The organism is Wolbachia endosymbiont (group A) of Nomada flava (genome assembly GCF_964027055.1).
Lineage (GTDB): Bacteria > Pseudomonadota > Alphaproteobacteria > Rickettsiales > Anaplasmataceae > Wolbachia > Wolbachia pipientis.
In genome coordinates, this window is the sequence record NZ_OZ034725.1 from 795107 (window position 1) to 820626 (window position 25520).

Annotated in this window: 21 protein-coding genes and 1 tRNA gene; 5 read left to right on the forward strand and 17 right to left on the reverse strand. The window is 34.8% G+C overall.

The features are described 5' to 3' along the window. The first annotated feature begins 55 nt into the window (after window positions 1-55). A complete protein-coding gene (locus tag AAGD70_RS04135) occupies window positions 56-313 on the forward strand; it encodes a hypothetical protein (protein WP_245611034.1) in 258 nt (85 codons plus the stop codon). On the opposite strand, the gene lon is transcribed toward AAGD70_RS04135, so the two are convergent. The 5 genes from lon to AAGD70_RS04160 form a co-directional block, all read right to left on the reverse strand. Next, a complete protein-coding gene (gene lon, locus AAGD70_RS04140) occupies window positions 310-2763 on the reverse strand; it encodes an endopeptidase La (protein ID WP_065094773.1) in 2454 nt (817 codons plus the stop codon). The genes AAGD70_RS04135 and lon overlap by 4 nt on opposite strands. Before the next feature lie 15 nt (window positions 2764-2778). Further along, the gene (clpX, locus tag AAGD70_RS04145) at window positions 2779-4056 is read right to left on the reverse strand and encodes an ATP-dependent Clp protease ATP-binding subunit ClpX (protein WP_065094774.1); all 1278 of its coding nucleotides are present in this window, start codon (window positions 4054-4056) and stop codon (window positions 2779-2781) included. After that, window positions 4056-4682 (reverse strand): ATP-dependent Clp endopeptidase proteolytic subunit ClpP, encoded by a 627-nt coding sequence (gene clpP, locus AAGD70_RS04150; protein WP_006280254.1) that lies wholly within the window; start codon window positions 4680-4682, stop codon window positions 4056-4058. The genes clpX and clpP overlap by 1 nt, the downstream gene beginning before the upstream one ends. Before the next feature lie 11 nt (window positions 4683-4693). Further along, complete coding sequence (gene tig / locus AAGD70_RS04155; RefSeq protein ID WP_065095348.1) at window positions 4694-6028, reverse strand: trigger factor; 1335 nt, start codon at window positions 6026-6028, stop codon at window positions 4694-4696. 158 nt (window positions 6029-6186) lie between these two features. Next, window positions 6187-6268: transfer RNA gene (locus AAGD70_RS04160), tRNA-Leu, on the reverse strand. Between the two features lie 140 nt (window positions 6269-6408). Here AAGD70_RS04160 and AAGD70_RS04165 point away from each other — a divergent pair. Together AAGD70_RS04165 and gshB are read left to right on the forward strand one after the other, a co-directional pair. Continuing rightward, complete coding sequence (locus AAGD70_RS04165) at window positions 6409-7005, forward strand: BON domain-containing protein (RefSeq protein ID WP_065094776.1); 597 nt, start codon at window positions 6409-6411, stop codon at window positions 7003-7005. Between the two features lie 60 nt (window positions 7006-7065). Continuing rightward, a complete protein-coding gene (gshB, locus tag AAGD70_RS04170) occupies window positions 7066-7995 on the forward strand; it encodes a glutathione synthase (RefSeq protein WP_065094777.1) in 930 nt (309 codons plus the stop codon). Here gshB and murG read toward each other — a convergent pair. Beyond that, window positions 7980-9011: an undecaprenyldiphospho-muramoylpentapeptide beta-N-acetylglucosaminyltransferase gene (gene murG / locus AAGD70_RS04175; RefSeq protein ID WP_065094778.1), complete on the reverse strand. Its 1032-nt coding sequence runs from the start codon at window positions 9009-9011 to the stop codon at window positions 7980-7982. The genes gshB and murG overlap by 16 nt on opposite strands. A gap of 69 nt (window positions 9012-9080) precedes the next feature. On the opposite strand from murG, the gene AAGD70_RS04180 reads away from it, so the two are divergent. Beyond that, the gene (locus tag AAGD70_RS04180; protein ID WP_006279962.1) at window positions 9081-9473 is read left to right on the forward strand and encodes a hypothetical protein; all 393 of its coding nucleotides are present in this window, start codon (window positions 9081-9083) and stop codon (window positions 9471-9473) included. Window positions 9474-9478: 5 nt separating this feature from the next. Here the strand turns inward: AAGD70_RS04180 and lpdA are convergent, their stop codons facing one another. From lpdA to AAGD70_RS04200, 4 genes are all read right to left on the reverse strand, one after another. Then, the gene (gene lpdA / locus AAGD70_RS04185) at window positions 9479-10852 is read right to left on the reverse strand and encodes a dihydrolipoyl dehydrogenase (RefSeq protein ID WP_065094779.1); all 1374 of its coding nucleotides are present in this window, start codon (window positions 10850-10852) and stop codon (window positions 9479-9481) included. Window positions 10853-10927: 75 nt separating this feature from the next. Continuing rightward, entirely contained in the window at window positions 10928-11359 is a 432-nt protein-coding gene (locus AAGD70_RS04190) for an IS110 family transposase (protein WP_065094780.1), read from the reverse strand. Window positions 11360-11682: 323 nt separating this feature from the next. Further along, window positions 11683-11850 carry a hypothetical protein gene (locus AAGD70_RS04195; protein WP_156518010.1) on the reverse strand — a complete coding sequence of 56 codons (168 nt, stop codon included), beginning with the start codon at window positions 11848-11850 and terminating at the stop codon, window positions 11683-11685. A 483-nt stretch (window positions 11851-12333) separates the two neighbouring features. Continuing rightward, a protein-coding gene (locus tag AAGD70_RS04200; RefSeq protein WP_264718686.1) for an IS5 family transposase occupies window positions 12334-13166 on the reverse strand; the annotation gives its coding sequence in 2 pieces (ribosomal slippage) (window positions 12334-12800 and window positions 12800-13166; 834 coding nt in all). A 302-nt stretch (window positions 13167-13468) separates the two neighbouring features. Between AAGD70_RS04200 and AAGD70_RS04205 the strand changes: the two genes are divergently transcribed. Then, a complete protein-coding gene (locus AAGD70_RS04205) occupies window positions 13469-15064 on the forward strand; it encodes a hypothetical protein (RefSeq protein WP_065094989.1) in 1596 nt (531 codons plus the stop codon). Window positions 15065-15094: 30 nt separating this feature from the next. Here AAGD70_RS04205 and AAGD70_RS04210 read toward each other — a convergent pair whose 3' ends face one another. The 7 genes from AAGD70_RS04210 to AAGD70_RS04240 form a co-directional block, all read right to left on the reverse strand. After that, window positions 15095-15229: a WPE palindromic element domain-containing protein gene (locus AAGD70_RS04210; protein WP_082941409.1), complete on the reverse strand. Its 135-nt coding sequence runs from the start codon at window positions 15227-15229 to the stop codon at window positions 15095-15097. 162 nt (window positions 15230-15391) lie between these two features. Further along, the gene (locus tag AAGD70_RS04215; RefSeq protein ID WP_065094990.1) at window positions 15392-18487 is read right to left on the reverse strand and encodes an AsmA-like C-terminal domain-containing protein; all 3096 of its coding nucleotides are present in this window, start codon (window positions 18485-18487) and stop codon (window positions 15392-15394) included. Next, window positions 18480-18917: a ribonuclease HI gene (gene rnhA / locus AAGD70_RS04220; RefSeq protein ID WP_065094991.1), complete on the reverse strand. Its 438-nt coding sequence runs from the start codon at window positions 18915-18917 to the stop codon at window positions 18480-18482. The genes AAGD70_RS04215 and rnhA overlap by 8 nt, the downstream gene beginning before the upstream one ends. Before the next feature lie 176 nt (window positions 18918-19093). Continuing rightward, a complete protein-coding gene (locus AAGD70_RS04225; RefSeq protein ID WP_065094992.1) occupies window positions 19094-19981 on the reverse strand; it encodes a heme o synthase in 888 nt (295 codons plus the stop codon). Between the two features lies 1 nt (window position 19982). Then, on the reverse strand, window positions 19983-21533 hold the full coding sequence (gene ctaD / locus AAGD70_RS04230; protein ID WP_065094993.1) for a cytochrome c oxidase subunit I: 1551 nt from the start codon (window positions 21531-21533) through the stop codon (window positions 19983-19985). 15 nt (window positions 21534-21548) lie between these two features. Next, window positions 21549-22313 (reverse strand): cytochrome c oxidase subunit II, encoded by a 765-nt coding sequence (gene coxB / locus AAGD70_RS04235; protein ID WP_065094994.1) that lies wholly within the window; start codon window positions 22311-22313, stop codon window positions 21549-21551. 1502 nt (window positions 22314-23815) lie between these two features. Next, window positions 23816-25336, reverse strand: a complete 1521-nt coding sequence (locus AAGD70_RS04240) for an HlyD family type I secretion periplasmic adaptor subunit (RefSeq protein ID WP_174525401.1) — start codon at window positions 25334-25336, stop codon at window positions 23816-23818. Between the last annotated feature and the right edge of the window lie 184 nt (window positions 25337-25520).

Here is a 25520-nt window from a genome sequence, read left to right on the forward strand (position 1 = left end):
TTTAAAAGATGCTCCTATATTAATTCTGGATGAAGCAACATCACAACTTGATTCTGTGACTGAAAGTAATATTCAAGAATCTCTATGGGAGTTGATGCAAGATAAAACTACAATAGTAATAGCCCACCGCCTATCTACGCTTTTGCATATGGATCGCATTTTAGTGTTTGATCAAGGTAAGATTTTAGAAGATGGCACGCATCAGGAACTTCTCGATAAAAACGGAATGTATAAGGCCCTATGGAATGCGCAAGTTGGTGGATTTTTGCCGGATAAAAGAGAAATGGAGATTGATAATATTTTTTTAATCTAATGCTTCAATGTTTCCGACATAGGAAAAGTATCATCTTTACTTTCTATAGAGGAAGGCACACTATTTTGATTATCATCACCATCAATTGGAGTAGTAGGGTGCATTAAAGCAACTTTCATAACTTCATCAATATTCTTAGCAAAAACTACGTTGATCCCCTCTTTGATGCTTGCCGGAATCTCTTGCATATCTTTCTCATTTTCACTTGGTATAATCACAGTTTTGATTGATCCTCTGAGCGCTGCAAGCAATTTTTCTCTTAAGCCCCCAATAGCTAAAACTCTACCACGCAATGTCACTTCGCCTGTCATAGCAACATTTTTGTTAACTGGTATATTCGTCATAAGAGAAACAATAGACGTACATACCGCGCCGCCAGCAGAAGGGCCATCTTTTGGTACCGCACCCTCAGGTACATGTAAATGTATATCATTATTTTGGAATTTTTCGGGCTTTATACCAAAAAACAAACAATTTGATCGAATATAACTATACGCAGCTTTTATAGATTCTTGCATAACCTCTCCAAGCTTTCCTGTGTATTTTATTTCTCCCTTGCCCGGAATTAGGACTGATTCTATCATCAAAATATCACCACCTGTTTCAGTATAGGCGAGCCCAGTTACTATTCCTACTAAACTCTCATTTTCCGCAATGCCAAAGGTATATTTACGTACCCCTAAATAATCTTGTAAATTGTCAACCCCTACGGATATTTTCTTATTTTTATCAGTCAATATTTCTTTAACTGCCTTTCTCATGAGCTTTGCAAGCTCCCTTTCCATACTCCGCACACCACTTTCACGTGTATATAAACGTATCAACTCGTATAACGCCTCATTAGTTATGTCCCATTCCTTCTGATACAAACCATGCTCCTTCTTTAACTTCGGAATAAGGTGGTGTGTAGCAATACTGATTTTTTCATCTTCAGTATACCCGGACAATTGTATAATTTCCATCCTATCACGCAAAGGATGTGGTAAATTTAAGCTGTTTGCCGTAGCTACAAACATTACACTTGAAAGATCAAACTCAACTTCCAAGTAATGATCCGTAAAGTGTTTATTGTGCTCAGTATCTAAAACCTCAAGTAATGCAGATGCAGGATCGCCACGCGAATCAGAACCCATCTTATCTATTTCATCAAGCAGAAAAAGCGGGTTGCATGAATTAGCTTTTTTCATGTGTTGAATGATTTTACCAGGCATTGAGCCAATATAAGTTTTCCTATGCCCTCGTATCTCAGACTCATCACGCACACCACCAAGAGCTATGCGAACAAAATCTCTTCCTACTGCTCTTGCCATAGACTTAGCTAAAGAAGTTTTACCAACACCTGGCGGTCCAACTAAGCAAAGTATAGGACCTTTTATCTCTTTTACTCTTTTTAATACCGCTAAAAATTCTATTATTCTATCTTTTACTTTCTCTATGCCATAATGATTTTCATCTAAGATTTTCTTAGCTGCATTTAAGTTAATTTTTGCATCTTTGTACTTTCCCCATGGCAACTCAAGCAACCAATGCAAGTAACTAGATATAACTGTAGCTTCAGGAGAAATGGGATTCATTTTCTTGTATCTCTTCAAATCAGTTATAGCTTTCTCTCTTGCTTCCTGAGAAAGCTTTGTTTCATTTATCTTTTTTTCAAATTCATTGAGCATATTCCCTTCATCACCATTCTCAAATTCGCCTAATTCTTTCTGTATAGCTTTCAATTGCTCGTTAAGGTAGTAAACTTTCTGAGTGCTTTCAACTTGCGATTTAATTGTCTTATATAAACGGTTTTGTGCGTTCAAAATACTCATTTCTCTCTCAATAAAAGCAAAAGCTTTTTTTAAACGCTCTTCTGGGTCATAAGCCTCAAGTATACTTTGTTTATCTGATACTTTTATATTTAAATGTGAAGCTACCGTGTCTACAAGTTGATCAACTTCTTTGATTTGATCAATGGAGTTAATGGCAACCTCGGGTTGATTTTTCTTGTTTAGCTTACACCAGCTATCGAACGCGTCTACAACAGACCGCCTTAAAGCTTCTAAATCAATATTGTCTTCATCTTCTTTATAATGATTGTCTAACTCTACCCTGGCTTGTAATAAAGTATGAGAGCTAATATATTCTACAACTCTTCCCCTTCTTATCCCCCGGATTATAACTTTTACTGCATTGTCAGGTAATTTTATTAACGGTTGTACAATGCTTGCTAACACACCTACTTCATAAAGATCTTCAGGCTCTGGATTATCAACAGAGCCATCTTTCTGTGCTACAAGAAAAATCTCATTTTGGTGATTACTACTACTTATTGCATACTCTAGTGCATTAACAGATTTTTCTCTGCCTATGAATAAAGGCACCATTATATTTGGAAAAATTACTACATCTCTTAAAGGTAATACTGGCAATGCAGTAAAACTAGAGCTTACAGCACGTTCAATGTTCATAATATATGCCTCAAATTAATCATTAACCGTTATAACATTGCCATTGTTATTATGATTAACCGTTGCTTTTCCTAATTCTACCATTTTCTTAGTGATTACTATAGTGCTACCTTCAAAGCCTCCGTTTCCAGATGTATACATAATGTCAAGCAAAAGTGACTCCAAGATAGCACGTAACATTCTTGCACCTGTTTTGTAGCTTATAGCCTTTTTAGCAATAGCTGATATTGCTTCATCTGAAAACTCAAGGTTTACTTTGCTAAACGCAAGCAATGCTTTGTACTGTTTTATTAGTGCATTCCTTGGCTCTGTCAACACATGTATTAAATCTTCATGATCCAGCTCATCTAAAACAGCAGTTATTGGAACCCGCCCTACAAATTCGGGTATTAAACCGAATTTGATTAAATCTTCAGGTTGAACATCATGTAAAGCATTCTTTTTCTTTTGCTCTTTAGACTGACTTATATCTGCTCCAAAGCCAACTGACGTTCCCTTTTTTCTCGCTTCAATAATTTTATCGAGGCCTTCAAAAGCTCCTCCACAAATAAACAGTATGTTACTAGTATCCACTTGTATAAACTCTCGTTGTGGGTGTTTTCGCCCTCCTTGTGGCGGAACATAAGCAACTGTACCCTCCATAATCTTAAGCAGAGCTTGCTGGACCCCTTCACCTGAAACGTCACGGGTTATTGAAGTGCTTTCAGATTTTCTTGTAATCTTGTCTATTTCATCTATAAACACTATACCACGCTGTGCTTTTACAACGTCATAATTTGCAGCTTGTAATAAACGCGACAACACGCTTTCTACATCATCACCCACATAACCTGCCTCAGTTAAAGTTGTCGCATCAGCCATAGCAAATGGCACATCTGAAACTTTAGCAAGTGTTTTGGCTAGCAAAGTCTTACCAGAACCAGTGGGACCAATAAGCATTATATTTGACTTCTCGATTTCAATATCACTTATAGCATGAAATTGTACCATGGATTGACAATGGTTATACATAGCTACAGATAAAACGTGTTGCGCGTGTTCTTGACCTACAACATGCTTGCTGAGAAAGTTTTTTATATCCTCAGGTTTCTTTAGTAATAGCTTCATATCAGATATACGATCTGAATTAAAAGATCTATCTTTCTTTTGACTTATTGCTTTATGGGATAATTCTATGCACTCATTACAAATAAACACCTTTAAACCATCCGAAGAGTTAGTAATCAATTTATCTACTTCATCTTGCGCCTTGTTGCAAAAAGAACAGTAGTGTAAATCATTATTGTTATCCATTAACCCACCTTTTGTTTAACTTTAATATTTTCAATTTCAATATCTGTACGCTCAGCTATCACCCTGTCAATTAAGCCAATTTTCCTTGCTTCTTCAGGATCCATGAATTTATCTCTTTCCATCATTCCTTCAATTTTCTTCAGTGAATTTCCAGTATGTTTTTCATAAATTTGATTTAGTTTTTTCTTAACCCGCAAAATTTCATTAGCATGTATTTCTATATCAGTTGCTTGACCATGATAACCACCAGATGGCTGATGTATCATAATTCTTGAATGAGGTAGAGAGTAGCGCTTACCTTTCGTACCAGCTGCAAGCAATAAAGAACCCATAGATGCAGCTTGACCTATACATAAAGTTGAAACGTCTGGGTTTATATACTGCATTGTATCGTAGATCGACAAACCAGCAGTTACAACACCACCTGGTGAGTTGATGTACATACAAATGTCTTTATCGGGATTTTCCGATTCTAAAAATAAAAGCTGTGCTACTATTACACTGGCCATATTGTCTTCAATAGGACCTGTTACAAAAATTATTCTTTCTTTCACTAGTCTTGAATATATGTCATAAGCGCGCTCACCGCGACTAGTTTGTTCAACTACAATTGGTATAAGAGTCATACCTTTTCCTATTAAATATTATCAAATAATTCCTTTAATTCTTTCACAGAAACAATCTGCTCTTCTTTACTAACTTTTTCTATTATATAATCTGTCACTTTATACTCAAGCGCTTGCCCTCTAACTAATTCTTGAAATTGTTTATTTGATTCAAAATGCTTAAGTACTCTGTCAAATTGCACATCTTTACTGACATATTGATTTACAATAACACTCAAAACATCATTTTGAGTTAATGATATTTTATGTTCTGCACTAAATTTCATAAATAACATAGCAAGCTTTACACGTTTTTCAGCTTCTTTACGAGAATCATTTTGAGCACCCAATTCTCCTTCCATTCTTTGTTGCTCCTGTTTTACTATGTCTGTGGGTAAATCAAAACTATAATTAGCATCCAAATAATCAAACAGCTCCTTTTTAATTAAGAGATTTCTCATTTCGGTGCACTGATCACCAATCATTTTTTTTGCATGATTTATTAGCAAAGAATAATCTTTAAACCCAATACTCTTAGCTATTTCATCATCATTTTCAAAATCTTTGGCAATTTGAATCTCATTAACTCGCACAGAAAAATCAGCTTCCTGTCCTGCAAGGGAAATGGCTTGGTAATTTTCAGGAAATTTCAACTTAAAGTTCTTTGTTTCTCCCTTTTTCATACCAGTTAATTGATCTTCAAAACCATTAATAAATGTGCCAGACCCTAAATTAACGGCAAAATCTTTGCTACTTCCACCTTGAAAGAGCTTATTCCTAATCCGCCCTTCAAAATCAATTATCAATTTATCCCCATCTTTCGCTTGATAAGAAGCATCATCAACAGAGGCAAAATTGGGGAACTTTGTTTTGATAGAATCAATAAATTCTTTTATATCTTCCTCTTCAATCTTTGCTTCAATTTTCTTTAAGTTTATTTTGTCAAGATCTATCATCGGTACTTCAGGCATCGACTCAAAAGACAGCTTGTATACAAAATTGCCCTCCTCATTTTCTTTGCCCAGATCTGGTAATGATATAACATCAACCTTAGAATAAATGTGAGACTTGACTTCAATTTTTTTCATCAAATCACTTGAGCAATAATCAATTGTATTATTTATCACATATTCCAAAGCCTCGTTTTTATAATTTGCAATAACAAGGTCATAGGGCATCTTTCCAGCCCTAAATCCAGGTGATTTTGCATTTTCTGCTATCTCTTGCAACCTGGAATTTACCTTTTGTTTTATATAATCACTACCAACTGTGATTTCATACTCATACTTTAGTTTATCTATACTAAGCTCTTTGTAGGTATATACGCTACTTACTTCGACTGTATTTTGAGGTATATTATTAGACATCATAATTCATTTATTAACATTTTAATTCATATCTTAATAGAGTCATTTTACCAGAATTTAAGTTAAACACAATCCTTAAGAACAGGTTTTTACACAAACAAAAGTGTATTTAGTGATTATAAATTTTCCCTTAAAACCTAAGTTACATGACTTTAAAGTGCGGATAGAGGGACTTGAACCCCCACGAGCAAGCTCACCAGGACCTAAACCTGGCACGTCTACCAATTCCGCCATATCCGCAAGAAATTTTCAGTACCCTATTATAGGTATTCCATTAAAAATATTCAAGGTTTAAAGTCTTACTTAATTTATAGTATTTACACAATCAAAAAAGCTTATTAACATTTCTTAATGAAAGCTCTAAACCCTGAAAATCAATAATGAGATTAATAACAAGCTTCTTACTCGCAATTTTTTTGATTACACAAAGTGGTTGCACAACCCTTATAATAGGTGGTGTGGTGGCTACAGCGACAGCAACAGCAATAACAATGCAGGACAAATCCTTGGGAAATATCATTGATGATACGACTATGGTCATCAGAATTAATAAGGGGCTCTTAAAACATGGGCTATTTTCATCCATAAAGGTTAAAGTAAGTGAAGGAAGAGTATTGCTCATTGGAAGTGTTGACACTCCTGAAAAACAACTTACAGCAGAAAAAATAGCTTGGCAGCAAAAAGAAATTAAAGAAGTGATAAATGAAATAAGAGTAATACCAATACAAATGGCTTCCATGCTAGACACTACTGTAGATGGCATGATAACAGCGGAAATAAGAACAAGACTTCTGGGGAAAAGAAATATTAAATCAATTAATTATAGCGTTAATACGGTTGATAGAGTTGTTTATTTGATGGGTATAGCCCAAAATAAAGCGGAATTAAAAGCTGTAATATCAATTGCAAGAAAAGTAAAGGGAGTAAAACAAGTTGTGAGTTATGTACGATATAGGTACAGTAAGTTACGCCATTAGGCAAAAATCGCTTTCAAATTATAACATTTGTACAATTGTGACAATAGGTAGAGAACATAAATGAAAGTTGCCTTTCAGATGGATGAAAATATAAATTTTGAAACTGACACTACATTCGTGCTAATAAAGGAAGCACAAAGGAGGAAGCACGAAGTTTTTGTCTATGCTCCTAACAATTTAGCACTAAAGCTAAACCATCCAATTGCTCTGGCTCAGAAAGTCAGCGTTGATGATTTTAGTTTTATCTCTCAAGAGGATGTAGCAATCAACCTGAATGAAATGGACATCATATTTATCAGACAGGATCCACCCTTTGATATGCGTTATATTACAACAACATATATCTTAGAAAAAACCAGCGCATTGGTAATTAACAATCCAACAGAAATAAGAAATTGTCCTGAAAAATTGATAACTTCATTATTTCCAGAGCTAATTCCGCCAACTTTGATTACTGAAAATATATCAATGATTAGAGATTTCTACTACAACTATCAAGATATTATTCTGAAGCCATTGTATAGTTATGGAGGAAACGATGTGATAAGAATACAAGATGAGAATAGTATTCAAGTAGTAGTGGATCTCATGATAGCAAAATACGAATGCCCTGTGATTGCACAATCATTTTGTAAAAACATAGATAAAGATAAAAGAATATTGCTACTTTATGGCCAACCAATTGGTGTAATGAAACGAATTCCAAAAATCAGTGGAGAGATCAGGACAAATGTGCGGCTTGGAGCAAGTTTTGAACCCGCTCAAATGAACGATAGGGACAATGAAATATGTAACAAAATTGGTCCTGAATTAAAGAAAAGGGGGCTAATATTTGTTGGTATTGATATTATAGATGACTTCCTGCTCGAAATTAACACAACTTCACCCACGGGAGTAGTTTATATCAATAAATTGTATAATATATCGCTAGAAAAGGATCTTTGGGACGTGTTTGAAGAAAAAGCAAGCAGCCATCAACTAAACCTGTGAACAATCACCTTAACAAACTCAGTAGTCCCATTCTTTATCCCTGTTTTTTCTGTACTATTGGTCATATCACGCAATTTTTGAGAATTATTTAATAGATCAAATAGTACCTCTGTTAGATTTTTTTTTGCTTCACTATTCTGCTCAACTATTATAGCTGCTCTCGAGTCTTCAATATATTTTGCGTTATAAAATTGGTGATTATCTTTTGAGTAAGGGTAAGGAATATATATAGCAGAACGCCTAGCAAGAGTGATCTCTGCTATTGAAGTTGCTCCTGCTCTGCTAATTACCAAGTGAGCATTGGCCAGTCTATTCTCCATATCATCAAAAAATTCACTCAATTCACAATCGATCTTTTCACTTTTGTATAGACTCTTGACCTTGTTTATATTTTTCTTCGTACATTGCTGCGTCACTCTAATTTTCTTTTTCATTTTAATAGGTAAATCACAAATCACGCTGCTTACTACATCATCAAAAAAATTTGCACCTTGGCTGCCTGCTATGACCAATATATTTAGGATTTTCTCAGTGCTAGAATGGCTCTGTGCTTTTATATCAACAAAATTTCCTGTAAAAATACATTTATTGCCCTCTGCATATTTAGTCTCCGGAAAGCTGGTTGCAATTAATTTTGCACTCTTGAAAAAGAATCTATTTACTCTCCCTAAAACTGTGTTTTGTTCATGTAAAATTATAGGTATAGAAAGAACTCTTGCTGCAAGAAGAGTTGGAAAAGAAGCATAGCTACCAAAACCAATGACCGATTTTGGTTTTAATTTTCTTACTTGATACAGTGCTAACATAGAGCTGTATATCAAGAAAAGGAAAAACTTAAATTTGTTGCTGCTTGGTCTACGTAATGGTAAGGTGTAGCTTTCTATGTCGGTATTTTTATTTGTTTTTTTATCAGTGAATAATATGCAATTGTATCCTTGTGTCTTTAGTGCTTTTGCTAAAGCTATGGCCGGAAAGATATGCCCACCTGTGCCACCTGTTGCTAAAATAATATCCATCTGTAAATAATAAATCCTAGATTGTTAACTGTTATTTAACAATTTGCACGTAGAATTTTATTAAGCGTTATGATAGTTGAGTTAAAAATGCCTAAAAGTAATAGTAAAAAAGAACCTAATGAGAAAAATAAACCTCAAGAACAAAGAGAAGGCAGAAGCGGAGGTTTTTTAGAACTGCTAAAAAATATAATAAAAATTCTTTTCAATTCGGTCGTTGACCTACCTGAGCACGAGCAGCATAATAAAATGAAAAGCACTAATCTACAACAAGGTTTGGATACTAAAGGAAAAGGCCCAGAAGATCTTCATCCAAAGGCAAAGCTTGAAGTTAAAGAAGCAGCTAAGGGATTGAAAGAAGAGTTACAGAATTCTGATGCTGGTGGTAATCAATCTATTGAAACTAAAGTGCCTAATCAAACTACTACTCAAGACATTGACAACTCTAAAACGATGGAACGTTAGTTCAACTATTTAACATCTGCAGCAAGCACTGATTCATGTATCATCTCTGAAATGGTTGGATGAGGAAAAATCGTAGATTTTATGTCGAAGTCTGTTCCTTCTAGTTGCTTTGCAAGAGCAAAATTGCTAATTAACTCCGTTACTTCTGCACCTATCATGTGGCTACCCAGAATTTCTCCGGTTTTTTTATCTATAATCGTTTTCACTAACCCTTCAGTTTCACTGAGTGCAACAGACTTACCATTAAAGTTAGAGTGAAATTTTCCTATTTTTATATCATACCCACCTTTTATTGCCTGTTCCTCAGTAAGGCCGATGCTCGCTATTTGTGGATGAGAATAAGTGCAATTTGGTATGCATTCTTTTTTTAACGCATGAGCATTTTTACCAGCAATCTTTTCAATGCAGATCACGGCTTCATGGCTCGCTTTATGTGCTAAACATGGTGGGCCAGCTACATCACCTATTGCATACACATTTGATTCACTAGTTTCATACCATTCATTCGTTTCAATAAAGCCAGAAGGGCTTAATTTAATTTTTGTATTTTCTAAACCTATATTTTCAATATTTGCTTGAATTCCAACCGCAACAATCACCCTCTCAAATTCTTTGCTCTCACCACTACTTAGTAGCACTTGAGCAGAGTCTTTACTTTTAGTAAGAGCTTTTACGCTACTGCTTGTATATATTTCTATCCCCTGTTTTGTGAATATTTCTTGTGCTAAATCTGAAATGTCCTTATCCTCCAGCGGCAAAATAGTGCTCTTTATCTCTATGATTGTTACATCAACCCCCAAAGTACTATAAAAACTTGCAAATTCTATTCCAATTGCACCAGACCCTACAATTAGTAGCGATTTTGGTAATCTCTCTGGAGTCATAGCGTGCTGCGCATTCCATATTAAATCTCCATCTGCCTCTATTCCAGGCAGATTCCGTGCCCTCACGCCTGTTGCTAAAATGATATGCTTGGAAACAATTTCTTGTTCTTCCTTATCGCTAACGACTTTTATAGTACTATTGCCTGCAAGTTTACCAAAACCTTGATGAACTTTGATATTATTTTTTTTCATCAAATATGCAACACCGCTTGACAATTTATCAACAACGTTTCTTGAGTATTTCACTATTGATTGTATATCAAAATTCGCTCCCTTTACTTCTATACCAAACTCTTTTGATCTTTTTATTAGCCTATAAACCTCAGATGCTCTAAGCAGTGATTTTGTTGGTATACATCCCCAATTTAAGCATATACCGCCTAAATTTTTTTCTTTTTCCACAATTGCAGTTTTAAACCCAAGCTGTGCCGCCCTAATTGCCGCTATATAACCACCAGGACCGCTACCTATAACCGTAATATCATACTCATTCATCAGTTTTCTTCGTATTCAAAAAGATTATATATAACAGATGGAACCCATACAATCAATGGTCTGTCATCTACCGTCTTAAGAGTCAAGATAAAAGTTGTTATTTTTTATCATGGCATTTAAACAAACGATAATTTTTCTCATGACAGCAACTAATGCAACCTTAGCAGCTTTGCCAGAATCAACCAAACGCTGATAAAACGCTTTCATTTTTCTGTTGTGGCGCATAGCAACAAGAGCTGACATGTATAGTGCTTTCCTTGCATAAAACCTGCCTCCTTTGATTTGAGCTTTGCCAACTTTTCTTCCACTTTCACTAGTTTTAGGTGCAACTCCAACTAAGCATGCAATTTCTCTATTCTCTAATCTACCAAGCTCAGGCACCTCTGTCAGTAGAACGCTCGCCGTCTTTGACCCAATACCTTTATAGCTGATTAAAAGCTCATTTTTTCCTTTCAATTCAGGGTCAGAATCTATTGTGTCTTCTATGTCTTGCCTAATTTCTTTCAATTGTTTTTCAGCAAACCCTATCTGTCTTTCTATGTATTCTCTAGCTTTTCCCGTCGCACTTTGCAGGCGACACTTGTTTGCATGAATTGCATCATTTAAATTACGCTCAACTGCCCCCAGCTCCTTTAATTCCTCTTGCTTTTGTGAAATTATACATCCTTTTACTTCACCGTCTTTACTGACAAATTCAGCGTATTTTTCCAGTAATTTAGCATCTAACTTGTCAGTTTTTGCAAAATGATTGCAAGCTTTGGCAAATGCATATACCCGATTCGGGTGAGCTTTATGGACAGTTATCTTGCAACAATTTTATAATGAGCTTTTCATAGCCACCAGTTTACACATAACTTGATGGGTAAATCGACTATATTTGTTTCTATAAACTTAGATATAGCATCACTCACGTTTGCTATGCGCGTATGCTTGCCATTAATTGAGATGTCCAATGCTTCCTTGGAAACATCTACTCCCATGAAAATTATTCTAGCCATTTTTGTACCTATAAATATAATCAAACAATAATGCAAAATGCTGTATACAGGATTGTAATTCGATCTTTTAGATCCACCTACCGTTCGTACTACATTTTGCTTTAAGCCTTACTATTACCCACAAATAAAAACATAGTATTGTATTTACTCAAATAATTTAATTTTATTAACCTGAAAGCTTATTAGATTAAAATTATTAAACTAAGAGTTATAATTTTAGCAACTAAAAGCTGTAAATTGCACCATATAAACAGTTATTTCAAGCAAAAGTTATGCCATTAAGAGCTATGCAACAAACATTTATATTTGTGGGTAATAGTAAGATCTAAATCCGATAGAGCATTGTTGGCACACCATCAAAAGTCGCCTCAGACCTCTAATGCATCAATGTACAAACTTACACCTTTTAGTTGGTAATACCATTTTAGACGTTTATCATTCGTTTTAGAAAATACTATAGGAGGTTGTCCACAAACCAGTAAATCAAGCATATTCCCTACTTAACATAACTTTACTCATAGCCAGATATATGAAACTTTCAGTAGATGTTGTAAGTAAATCGTACTCCTTTGATAGCCTTCTATTTCTATTGATCCAAGCAAAAGTCCTCTCTACCACCCACCTTCTCGGCTGTACTGAAAATCCAGGATCCCGTTGTGGCAATAGTTCTAGTGGTGTATCTTTATGCACCCAAAACCTACATGGAGGCCTTTTGACAATTTCAATATCTATCCCATATTCTCTCTTTACGTAATCCTTTAAATCTTTTCCTTGGTATCCCATATCAGCCCACATTTTCTTAATATTGCTGTATTTTTCCTTCATATTGTCCAATGCCATCTTCACCCCATCTCTGTCATTTTCGCTTGCAGCTCCTACATAGCAACCAAGCACAAATCCTTGAGTATCTGTGATTATATGTCTTTTTCTCCCCTTTACCTTTTTCGCACCATCATAACCTTTGACCCCCCTTTTTCCGTGGTTTTTACCGATTGACTGTCCACTATGCATGCGCTCGGCTCCTCATTTCTTCCCATTTTTGACCTACTATATTTAGTGATATCATAGTTCATTTTCTCAAAAATTCCCTGCTTTTTCCATCTTCTAAACTGTTCATGCACAGCCTTCCACGGCGGAAAATCGTGTGGTAAATAGCGCCATTGACATCCTGTGCGCAGTATATAAAGAATTGCATTTACTATCTCACACTTACTGTATTTTGGTGGCCTTCCTCCTTTCTTGTACGATACTCTGAAGTGTTTTTCTATTCTTGCCCATTCCCTTTTACTTAAATCTGTTGGATATTTTTTCCTCATCTCTTACCTCAATATTCTTTCTTTATATACTACGTATTCCTTGGTTTGTGGACAACCTCTAGTAGCGGAATGACGAATTTTTGTTTTTCAAATTGTCAGTAAATCTAAGTCAGTTTAGCTATATAAAACATAGTATAAAAAGAGCTATTTTAGCAAAATTTTAAACAAATAAAGTTAATTACTTCACAATTGATACCTTACGAGAAAAGCACATTTGATACAGATTTAAAATACAAGTTAACGAATTATTATGATTTTTACCAAGATAATAATATAGTAAGGTTTGGTAGTGAGGTATCAAAATGGGAAAATACACTAATGCATGGTTTTATAAGAAGACTGACCCAAATCATCACGATTGTGCAAATGATGGCACTTGTGGACAATCTATACAAAATTGTGAAATTGGTAATACAGACATTTCTTTTTTTGATAGTAACAAAAACTTAATTGCCAAAGTACCTAAACTACCAAAGTATTCTAGTGATAAATATGGGCATCAATTGTACAAGGAAGCTGAGTCAAAGCAGTTCAATTATTTTTCCACAAATATACATGATGTTTTGTCTAACAGCTTTACCGTTAAATACGGGTATATAAATTGTACTATAAAATACGACAACTTATCTGAGCAGGAACAAAACCAAATAGAAACAGACATTAAAACTGCCTATGAGGCATTTAAAGAAAAGTTTTGCTTCAAAGATAGTAGCATAAGTAAAGATATAACGGTTTACATTTTCAATAATAGAAGCGATTATACAAAGTATAACAATCTTCTCAGCATAGATGAAGATGGTGGTCCAGGATATATTACACGAGGAGTAACAGATTATCAGAATATTCTGACATATAAGCAAAGTACCATGGATTTTGTTCTAGGTCATGAGCTAGGTCACATATTTCAATTACGTTTTTCACCATCAGCAACAGTCCGAACTTTGAATATTCTGGATACTGAACTCATAGCAAATGTTGTTGGACGAGAGGTAGAAGAAAAAAATTATAAAGCTATTTGCAAGCAGATGGGTGTAGATGAATATAAAGACCGTGGATGGATGTTTCAATTTAAATATAAGGATACAACTGGTAGTATATACCGCAAAGATCTTTCAGAAGAAGAAAAATTTCAAATTATACAACGTATCAAGAACTCTGGATTAGATGAATATGAAGACCGTGGATCGATGTTTCAATTTAAATATAAAGGTACACTTTATAAATATCACAAGAACCTTTCAGAAGAAGAAAAATTTAAAGCTATACAAAATGTCAAGAGTATTCATGAACTAGTAGATGAATATGAAGACCATGGATCAATGTTTAGTTTTAAATACAAAGGCACCACTTATAGAGCAGAACACAGAGATTATCTTTCAGCAGAAGAAGAAAAACTTCAATTTATTAAAGACATTAAGAACTCTCATGAATCGCTCGTTAGTGAATGTGATGGATTGGGAAACGAGAATACAACTTTAGTGATTTACATTGATGAAAATAAGGAGATAAGTCAAATGTATTTTCATAATCCCGACAAGAATATATCTAAATGGTTAGATAAGACACTCATAAGCAGAGGTAAACCTGAACAAGATGTGGATGACACAGCAGGAAAAGAGCCTGAACCAGGATCAGCCGAAGAGGATACTCAGCAACCCAGTAGTTTCTTATCCAATATTTTTTCAACAATTAAATCTATTATTGATTCTATCTCATCACTCTTTTCATGGTTATTTGGGTCTAAAGAGGAAAAATCTGATGACAATCTTTCTTTGTTTAAGCTCGATGCTAATGAGTTAGATCACGATGTTAAGCCTGATGCCAATGAGTTAGGTCACGATGTTAGAGATCACTTATCAGACAATTATAACCATTACAACTCATCTGATGGGCTATAGCTAATTTACAGTATCTGTTCAGATGCATGGCTAATGTACAAATATTGAAACAAAAATTCCAGTGCCCCTTGATGTCATTCCAGTGCTTGACACTGGAATCCAGCTTTTGATCGAAAATGCTATATAGTACACAATCAAATTTTCTGGATCCCAGTGTCTGGGCACTGCCCTTTTGGATGGAAACCAGTGTCAGCTACTTGCATGACACCCATTTGTTCCTATAGTTGTCTTTTCTCGTCTACCTTATTTTGCCACTCCGCTGAACAGATACTGTTGAACAACTTCCCTTTTGGTCATATTGAACCAAATTTTTTTTTTCATACCACTTTAATTGCTGACAATAGCCTTGTTAGTTTTTGTCATAATGCGATCAAACACTCCCAATAACCTCTTTAATAGGTTTGGAGTTAGCGAAGAGATAAGATCAACAGATACGTTATTGTTTTTGTCATCACCACTTGCTTTATAGTCTATTGAAACGATTCCCCTACTTTTCCCGCCAGTAAGAAGTTTCCCAATTATAGGAATTTTTAACAAAGATTTATTAATTGAATATGCTGGTATTACCTGTCCTTCAACTTGGAATTTATAATTTCTAATGTCGAGCTTACCGCTAGTGCTAATGCCTAATTCCGCTCCTTCAAGCCAAGATTCTTCAATTTCGACAGAGCCGTCTTTGTATGAGAAAGGTGCATTACATTTATAAAAGTATACACCTTCATTTTTTATGGCATTTACAATGCCAGGCAATGAAGACATCGACAATAAAGTAGTAAGTAGTGGAGCATCTTTGATGTAGAAATTGCTAATGGATAACGTACCATAATGTTCTCCACTTTCTCTCTGAGGAGAGAGATAAAAAGACAATTTGCCGTTTTTAATTGATTTACTAATGCCTAAGGAACGCAAAAGCATACCTGAATTATCCGCATATATTTCGAGCCCTATTCCACTGTATTCTGCTAGTATGTTGCTGCTATCTTCCAGAAACTGCCCTGTAAATTGACTTCCATTGCAATTACCTTTAGTACAGGTTACATTCAGCTTAGCATTTTTGATAACGATGCCTTCTTTCATAATTACATTGTCAACATTCATACTAATCTCTATATCTTTATTTAATCCATTACTGTTTTTGCCAAGCAAGCCTAAAATATCACTTAAGTTAATTTCCTCACCATAAATAGTTATGGCATTTTTCTCCTTACCTGATTCAATTTCTATACTAAAATCATTATCAGGCAATTTAAAGCTACTAGAATTTAAATATAAATTTCCATTTTCTACTCTTCCGCTGAATTTTATATCTAGGTCATTTCCTACAATGTCTAATTTATCTACTAACAATTCACCTGCTCCTTTTAACCTTGTAGAAAACAAAATTTTATTGTGATCTTCAAAGCGATTTTTCCACCCTAAGTAGCTTGAATGTGATTCAAATTCTGATAAATCTATATCACCATTAACATACCCCGTCTTATCTTGATTTATCACTGACTCTAAATTTGCACTGACATAGCCACTATCAAAATTAAATATTTGAGCAGGTAAATCTCCGGTCAAATTCCAGGCGAAACTTTCATTCCTATTGCTACTTTTCAGGTCAAATAATAGCTGTGTGTTATTCACCATACCACTACCATTTAAATCTATAAAGTCACTGCCAAAACTAAGCTTAATATCATATTTACCAAGACTTGCATTATAGACGGCCAAATTGTCAATTTCGGAATGAAAATTGGCCGAAAAATCTACTTTTTTGTCATCAGCATTTAGATTAAAAATGCGAAAACTGAATACAGATTTTGCCATTCCACTTACTTTATCCCTTTCAACCTTCACCACATCATCCAGCTTAAATCTTATAGGCTCATATAAACCATATGCATCACTTACAGCTTGGCCATTAATGGTTAGAACTGAATTTTCCTTATTGAGAGATTTCATTTCAATATCACCACCATTAATAGTGAAATTCTGAAACTTAGCACTATTTACAGTAATTTCAAGATCGTTATTCTTGATGATCAAATCACCCTTTAATTCCTTTACTTGCTCAAAATCTTCATCAAATTTTACGCTACCGTTTTCTATATCAGCAACTACTACGATATCTGACAGATCGTTATTAAATAAATTTTTAATTTTGCCATTGAAACTTACAATTGTGTTTAAAACATTCCCATCAATATTATCACAATACCAGCTTTTAAATTTACTATTTACTACACCATCTGGTACATAAGTACATAAATCCTTTGCAGCAAACTTACTAATATTAATTCTAAGCAAAGCATGGCTTGTACTAAAGTTCATCTTGCCTATTAAAGAGAGATACGTGTCATTTAACTTAAAATGGAAGTTTTTTACACTAATAATTCCATCACTATATGTTAAATTTATATTTACATTAGTTAAGGCTAAATTTTTGTTCAAATAATTTTCTGTATTCAATACGTATATATTTCCATCTACAATTTCATCCTTTTTATTAATTTTCACTGAGAAGCTTCCTTTGAATCCTACATTTTTGTCCAAATTGTAGCTTTTAACTAATGTAGAAAACTCGCTCAATAGTCCCAATTTTAGATCATAAAATGTCCCGTACACATTTAACAAATTGTTGCGATTTTTTATCGTAATTGATAAATCATCCAAAAATCCCTTTCCATCTTTTGTATTCACATGAATATCTAAAACATTAAAATCTTCCCCCTTCCCTATATACAATTTATCAATAAAAAATTCATCTTCCGTGCCTTTATTAATAGCGATGTTAGTAAATTCAATTTTTGAATCCGCATTTAAGTCAAAAAAAAATTCCCTTATTGTTTTTAATAGATTTTTTGCACTACTTTCTGTCATCTTGAAATTCTTCCCTGTCATCCCAGTATCTTTTTTTCCTGTCATCCCAGCACTCGTCCTTGTCATCCAAGTAGCTTGACTACTTGTTTCTTTTTTTCTAGATTCCAGCGTCACGCGCTGGAATGACACCGAAGGAAGGCGGTTATTACTTAAATAATGATTATCCAAAAGGTCTAATGAGTTTTGCGGATTAACATTAGTTTCTTCTCTCTTGATACATACATGCACATTATCAGCTGAAACCTGAGAGAGATTTGTGCTAGCTTTAAATAAGGAACTTAACTTAAAATGTACAAAAAGCTCAGGAACTTTTATAGTAAAATTAGGGTTTGCTATTGCCAAATCTGTAATGACTAAATACGGATCTTTGCCATCTTTCTGCCAAACAACTGAGGTATTCTCCATATTAACGCTTGAGCCAACAAATATTTTTGATATTTTATGTTTAACATAGAAATTAATATAATTAATATTGATTTCTAAAGGCTTAAAAAAAATAAAGAAGCACAATATGAATAATAAAGCTACGGAAAATAATATAGTAATTTTTTTAAGCATCGATTATTGCTTTTCTTGCTAAACTATCAGCCTCCTCATTATACTTATCGCCACTGTGTGCTTTAACCCACTTCCAATCAATTTCGTGTTGTGAAGCAACGTTGTCTAGCTCTTTCCACAATTCCATATTTTTTACTGATTTTTTATTGCTTGTTTTCCAGCCATTCATTTTCCACTTATTTATCCACTCTGTTATACCATGTTTAACATAGAGACTATCCGTATATAAATTAATATTACAAGAAAATTTTAACGCTTTCAGTCCATTGATTACTGCTGTTAACTCCATTTTATTATTTGTGGTATTTTCTTCTCTACCATAAATGTCTTTTCTATAATCTTGAAATAATATGATAGCTGCCCATCCTCCCGCTCCAGGATTACCAGAACACGCCCCATCCGTATATATTGTCACTTCCTTTTTGCTCATCTTTCACTGTAATGAATTAATAAAGTATATAGTTGCTTCTATGAAAGCACAATTTCTAAAGGTAGTTTAAGCTGCACCTTTAAATTTTATTATAGAAACAAAAAAAAGTGTGACAACGAGCATTACCAAAAGGAAAAGTAAAAAATAGTTTTTATACTTCTGCCGTTCTTTCATAACTAAAATAAATCAATAGAACAAAAAATAATACTGGCAAATAGGGAAAATAGATAAGAAATTGAATAAGAAAACATTTGTTTCTGTGAGTTGTGGTTCTTGAACTTCATAACAGATACAGCGTACCAAATAAAGATGCAACCTACAAAAATTGCCATGCTTAGATAAAGTAAAGCCTTTTTCAAGAATAGAGCTGGAAGCAAGCTAGTTAGCACCAGCAAGACACTATAAATTAATATATATTTTCTTGTTTTTTCCGGACCATAAACAATATTGAACATTGGAATCGATGCCTTTGCATAGTCTTCAGACTTATTTAAAGATAGGGCCCAAAAGTGTGGCGGAGTCCACATAAAAATTACTAAAAATAAAATGAAACTTTCCCAACTGACAGAATTAGTTACAGCTGCCCAGCCAATCATTGGAGGAAAAGCACCTGCTGCACCACCGATAACGATATTCTGCGGAGTACGCCTTTTTAGCCAAATTGTATATACGAAAACGTAAAATAATATGCTAACTGCAAGCAAAGCAGCAGAAATATAATTTACTGCTATTGCCATGATAAATACTGACAATATTCCAAGAGTTATACCAAATTCAAGCGCGCTTTCTGCAGAAACTCTACCTGAAGGTATAGGGCGGTTTTTTGTCCTTTCCATGAGCAGATCTATGTCTTTGTCATACCACATATTTATAGCACCTGCAGATCCTGAGCCAAGAGCAACACATATAAGAGATATTAGTGCTAGAAAAGGGTGCATACTACCTGGTGCAGTAACCATACCAGCAACTGCAGTAAATACCACAAGATACATTATCCTTGGCTTCAGCAAACGCCAAAAATCCAGTATTGTTGATTCAACATTGAGCAAAACACTTGTATGCATTCTATTTTATCACTGGTGGTTTTTCGAAAGTATGAAAAGGCGGTGGTGAAGATACCGTCCATTCCAAGGTGTCACCTTCCCAAGGATTATCTCCAGCTTTTTTGCCCCATTTGAAGAGATGTATAACTATAAACACAAAAAACATAACTGAAACAAAGGACATATACGAACCAATTGAGGATATATAATTCCAAGGGATAAACGCATCAGGATAATCAGGTATACGCCTTGGCATACCAGCTAATCCTAAGAAATGTTGAGGTAAAAAAGTGATATTGGTGCTAATAAAAGTAAGCCAAAAGTGGATTTGACCTAAGCGCTCATTATATTGTTTACCCGACATTTTACCAATCCAATAATAAAAGCCAGCAAAAGCTCCAAATAATGCAGCAAGTGACATGACATAATGGAAGTGAGCAACAACATAATAGGTGTCGTGCAGGAGCTTATCTATTCCACCATGAGAAAGAATTATTCCCGTTATGCCACCGCCAACAAACATGAAAATAAAACCCAACGCAAATAGCATAGGGGTTTTAAACTCAATTGCTCCGCCCCACATAGTTGCAATCCAACTAAAGACTTTTATACCGGTTATAACACCGATAAAAATTGTGGTAGTGCTAAAAAATGCAGCAGCGTCAGCACTAAGCCCAACAGTGAACATATGATGAGCCCAAACCATAAAGCCAAATACTGCTATACCTATCATTGCATAAACCATCCCTATGTAACCAAATACAGGTCTGTGAGAAAAAGTTGATACAACCTGACTTATGATGCCAAATGCAGGAAAAATAATTACGTAAACTTCTGGATGACCAAAAAACCAAAATAGATGTTGAAATAACACAGGATCGCCACCACCGGCAGGATCAAAAAAGGAAGTACCAATATTGCGATCAGTAAGAAGCATAGTTATAGCACCGGCAAGCACTGGTAAGGCGACAATCAGCATAAATGCTGTTAGCAAGACAGACCAAACAAATAGTGGCATCTTAGTTAATGACATGCCTTTTGCGCGCATGTTAAATATAGTAACTATAAAGTTGATCGCCCCAACAATTGACGACATACCAGCAACATGAAGTGCAAGTATAGCAAGGTCAACTCCTGCACTTGGATGGGACATTACCTGTGATAAAGGTGGATATAAAGTCCAACCCGTACCTGCACCTTCGCCAGCAAATGCTGAGAGAATGAGCAAAATAAAAGATGACACTAATAACCAAAAACTTAAATTATTCATACGAGGAAATGCCATATCGGGTGCACCGATCATAAGAGGCACAAACCAGTTACCAAATCCTCCCATGAGGGCTGGCATTATCATAAAAAACACCATTATCAACGCATGCCCTGTAACCATTACGTTATATAATTGATAGTTATTGTTAAGTATATTAATGTGCATTAGCTGAGTGCGAATAATCACCGATAATAATCCACCAATAATTCCAGCTAATATGGAAAAAATAATGTACAGTGTCCCTATGTCTTTATGATTAGTGGAAAACAACCAACGCTTTATGCCCTTTGGTACGTCACTCATATCTATACTCCAAATTTAACTCACTAATTTTCTATTTTCAATCCACTTATTAAAATCTTCTTTGCTTACTGCTTCAACAACAATTGGCATAAATCCATGGCCTTGACCACACAATTCGTAGCACTGCCCGTAATAAACACCAGGCTTTTTGATATTAAACCACGCCTCATTCAGCCTTCCTGGTATTGCATCAATTTTTACACCGAAAGCTGGTACTCCCCAGCTGTGTATCACATCTCCTGCTGTAACTTGTAAACGAACGTTAGCATTAACGGGTAAAACGATGTTGTTATCAACAGAGAATAGCTTTAAATCTCCTTCGATAAAGTCTTCTTTTCCCTTAATATAACTATCAAATGACACACCTTGATATTCTGGATATTGGTAGCTCCAATACCATTGATGGCCAATAACTTTTAGTGTTATATCAGCTTTCGGTATTTCTTCCTGTAGCTTCAGTAATTTAGCGTTTTCAAAGGCTAATATTCCAACAATGATAGTTGGTATAACAAACCAAATAATTTCTAAAGGAACACTATGGGTAGTTTTACTTATGTTTGTTACTTTGCTTTTACGAAAGCGAAACGCTATATAAGCAAGCAGCGCCCACACAAAGAGCATTATTGCAACCATCACAAGCATCACAAACGAATGTGACCTAACTACAGCCTCCATTACTTCAGTTGCAGGAGCAGGAAATCCAAATTGCCAGGAAGTAGGAGCAGAGGCAACAGATATATTTGAGTAAAATATTATCAATAGTGCAAATAACTTCACCATATCTTTTGTTTGTTTGCTATAAAACTAAGTGATATACTGTATAATAGTATATATAAACTTACTATGCAAATAGAGATTAGTGATGGTTAATAATTTTTTAGCATTCAACAAGTATAATAGTACAATACTAATTTGAGGAAAAAAGCATTTACATAAATCTATTGTAAGTAAAAATATTATAATATTTTAAATTAAGTATTTACTTTAAGTAAATTCTATAATAAGTTTAATAGTGTCTGTTACTGCTAATAACCCTCTAGCCTCACACCTAAAAGCAGTAACAGACACTATTAATTTATGATAAGTTTATGATTTGCAAGATCAAAATCTTGTTGTTAATTAACTTTTAATGCCTATGGTAGCATTTATAGCTTGGACCAAAGGTTTATGCATTATAGAAAATAATTATAAAAAAGCACACTATTTGTATACCATACAAACTTTTTTCATTCTGCATAGCTGAGTTACTAGATTCTGTAAACGAAATCTTTAGAGAAGCCAAATGGGCAAAGTTTCATGAAGGTCTTTGGCATCTCTTAGCATAGATCCCTTACTTAACCGTCATACCGCGATTCATTCGCAGTATCTCAAAGCATAGATCCCGCTAACAAGTAGCGGGATGACGGTTGTCAGGGCAGTGTCCCTATGATGTCATTCAAGTAGCTGACACTGGTTCCTTTATGATGGCAGTGCCCCTATGGTGTCATTCCAGTGCTTGACACTGGAATCCAGCCTTTCCATAATCATCAAACATTGTATTTTAACGTAAAACAGCTATTTTTATGCTCACCAACTTAATAAAATTCCTGGATCCCAGTGTCAAGCACTGGGATGACAAGGTATAAACCTTATCATCATACCGCCACAAACCGTCATACCGCCGCGGTATCTCTAGATCCCGCTAACAAGTAGCGGGATGACGATTGTCGTTTAGCTATAAATATTAAGAAATTTACCAAATAAAAAAAAGGCAAAAGAAGCCCTGGGGTTATTATCCGCTTTAAAATATTGGCGTTTTTTATGTTTTAAACGCTTGACAAGCGAAATTCAGCTGCTTTTAATTGCAACTAACCTACGCTGCAAATGTTTAAGAAATTTACTAAGCAGAAAAAAAGACAAAGAATCCCCGAGTTAGCTAGTCTTTTACTATCTCTGTCGAGTATTGGCATTTTTTGATGTCTTGTAACGCTTTATAAGCGCGTTCAGCTTATTTAGATAAAAATCTAGATGTAGATGAAGTTTTGTAAAGACATACAGTATCTATATACTGCAAAAAATTGAACATAAGACGCCGATACATTAAGTAATCCTTACCTTTTAATCTGCAGATTGGCGAAAGCAAATACAATAGCTTCACTATCATGATAAGGGCGCTGGCGAAGGGTGTCAAGTAGGTTTTTCGTTTCTATTGAATGACACTGGGAGGTAGTGCAAGAAGCCTATTGTCTAATTATGTACCTAAATTTTATTACGGCACTTTCACTACTACTTTAACGAGTGAGCTACCTTTCTATAAAAGACCTATCGACTGTTGCAATTATAGGCGTAAACAAGAATGATAAAAGAGTACGGGATTGAGTAACTATGTACACTTCTGCTGGCATACCAGGGTATAGGTATACGTTTTTAAACTGAGCAAGCTCTGGTTTTGGTATCACTACACGTACTGAATAATAACGCCCTAGCCTTGGATCATCAAGGGCATCGGGAGAAATATTGCTTACTATACCATTAATTAAACTTAAACGACGTGCACTGTAAGCACTTAAACGAACTTTAACCTTTAGCCCTTCTAGCCCATCAATAGAGACTATGTTGCTATCTTTCTTTTGTGCTGACAGTATCTCTTCTATGTTTCTGGTCTGAATTTTAGCATCTATTATTAGGTCATCATCCGATGGCACTACGCTCATGATCGGAACTCCAGATTGTATAACACCACCTTCAGTATGGTATCTTATATCTGTGACTATCCCATCTTGAGGCGATTTAATTATTGTACGTGCTAATGAATCTTCAGCAACCATCAGTCTCTCTTTCAAGTCTGCAATAGACGTACTAACTTCCTTAAGTTCAGCGTTTGCTCTTTCTTGAGAATCATTTCTCACGTTTATAATTTCTAATTCGTTCTCTCCAATTTTTTGCTGCACTTGAGATATTGCAGAACGGTAATGTCCAACTCTGCCTTCAATTTCAGCAAACTGCTTTTCTAAAGCTAAAATGTGTGGTTTGCTTATATGGCCACTATCAAGTAATTGTCTTTTTGTTTCCAACTCCTCAGTTATCAAGTCATATTGCTTATGAGCTGCATTTAGTTGAAAGTTTAGCCCCGCTAATTCATCATTTAACTGCTTTATACGTTGTTGCAGTATGTCTGTTTTTCCCAATATGCTCTTTCTCTGAGAGTTGAACAACTTTACTTGATTCTTTATCGCTTTATTTACAAGTTCATCGTGAGATAATTTTTTAACCTCATCAGGAAACTCGAGCGTGTCCAAATCTACTCTGATTGCAAGAAGCCTTGCTTCTGTTGCTAAAAATGATAAGAGCTTCTCTTTGATGATACTTAAATTCGCCTTCTCGTTAACATCACTCAACAAAACTAGAGGCTCATCTTTTTTAACTGCTTGACCCTCTTTTACTAAAATTTTGCTTATTATTCCTCCGCCCAAGTGTTGAACTATTTTTCTATTTGAAGATACAATAACTTCTCCACTTGCATGCACCGCACCGTCAATTGGAGCTATAGCCGACCAAATACCACCTATCCCAAAAAAGATGAGTATTACTACCAGACCAAAAAATAGTGGTCCCCATGTTACTTTCAGGACTTCATTTACGTTATTACTTTCGCGTTTTAAAATAAAATTTATCATCGCATCAATCAATGCGAACGTCTTATCTAAAAACTTTGGGTACTTCTTCTTTTTATTTTTTGCTCCTTGCATATTTATATTATCACTATGGCCAATCAGGCCTGTCAAAGAAAATCCAGTGCTAAGCTTTTTCAACTTACTTATCATAATACTACTGTGAATTTGTGTTAACTCAAGATAACACACAAAAACAAAGAATCTATAATTTAAGCATTCCATTTAGACTGTAGAACACCAGAATAAACTATTTAGTAACAATTCCTGCATCAACTATGTTTTTAAAATTTTTTGATGTTTAACTTTATTATAACTTTTCCTTTATTTTGTGAAT

Excerpts from the sequence above, each read along its gene's own strand:
- lon (WP_065094773.1), bottom strand. The coding sequence starts at position 2,763 with ATGAACATTGAACGTGCTGTAAGCTCTAGTTTTACTGCATTGCCAGTA.
- clpX (WP_065094774.1), bottom strand. The coding sequence starts at position 4,056 with ATGGATAACAATAATGATTTACACTACTGTTCTTTTTGCAACAAGGCG.
- clpP (WP_006280254.1), bottom strand. The coding sequence starts at position 4,682 with ATGACTCTTATACCAATTGTAGTTGAACAAACTAGTCGCGGTGAGCGC.
- tig (WP_065095348.1), bottom strand. The coding sequence starts at position 6,028 with ATGTCTAATAATATACCTCAAAATACAGTCGAAGTAAGTAGCGTATAT.
- AAGD70_RS04165 (WP_065094776.1), top strand. The coding sequence starts at position 6,409 with ATGAGATTAATAACAAGCTTCTTACTCGCAATTTTTTTGATTACACAA.
- gshB (WP_065094777.1), top strand. The coding sequence starts at position 7,066 with ATGAAAGTTGCCTTTCAGATGGATGAAAATATAAATTTTGAAACTGAC.
- murG (WP_065094778.1), bottom strand. The coding sequence starts at position 9,011 with ATGGATATTATTTTAGCAACAGGTGGCACAGGTGGGCATATCTTTCCG.
- AAGD70_RS04180 (WP_006279962.1), top strand. The coding sequence starts at position 9,081 with ATGATAGTTGAGTTAAAAATGCCTAAAAGTAATAGTAAAAAAGAACCT.
- lpdA (WP_065094779.1), bottom strand. The coding sequence starts at position 10,852 with ATGAATGAGTATGATATTACGGTTATAGGTAGCGGTCCTGGTGGTTAT.
- AAGD70_RS04195 (WP_156518010.1), bottom strand. The coding sequence starts at position 11,850 with ATGGCTAGAATAATTTTCATGGGAGTAGATGTTTCCAAGGAAGCATTG.
- AAGD70_RS04205 (WP_065094989.1), top strand. The coding sequence starts at position 13,469 with ATGGGAAAATACACTAATGCATGGTTTTATAAGAAGACTGACCCAAAT.
- AAGD70_RS04215 (WP_065094990.1), bottom strand. The coding sequence starts at position 18,487 with ATGCTTAAAAAAATTACTATATTATTTTCCGTAGCTTTATTATTCATA.
- rnhA (WP_065094991.1), bottom strand. The coding sequence starts at position 18,917 with ATGAGCAAAAAGGAAGTGACAATATATACGGATGGGGCGTGTTCTGGT.
- AAGD70_RS04225 (WP_065094992.1), bottom strand. The coding sequence starts at position 19,981 with ATGCATACAAGTGTTTTGCTCAATGTTGAATCAACAATACTGGATTTT.
- ctaD (WP_065094993.1), bottom strand. The coding sequence starts at position 21,533 with ATGAGTGACGTACCAAAGGGCATAAAGCGTTGGTTGTTTTCCACTAAT.
- coxB (WP_065094994.1), bottom strand. The coding sequence starts at position 22,313 with ATGGTGAAGTTATTTGCACTATTGATAATATTTTACTCAAATATATCT.
- AAGD70_RS04240 (WP_174525401.1), bottom strand. The coding sequence starts at position 25,336 with ATGATAAGTAAGTTGAAAAAGCTTAGCACTGGATTTTCTTTGACAGGC.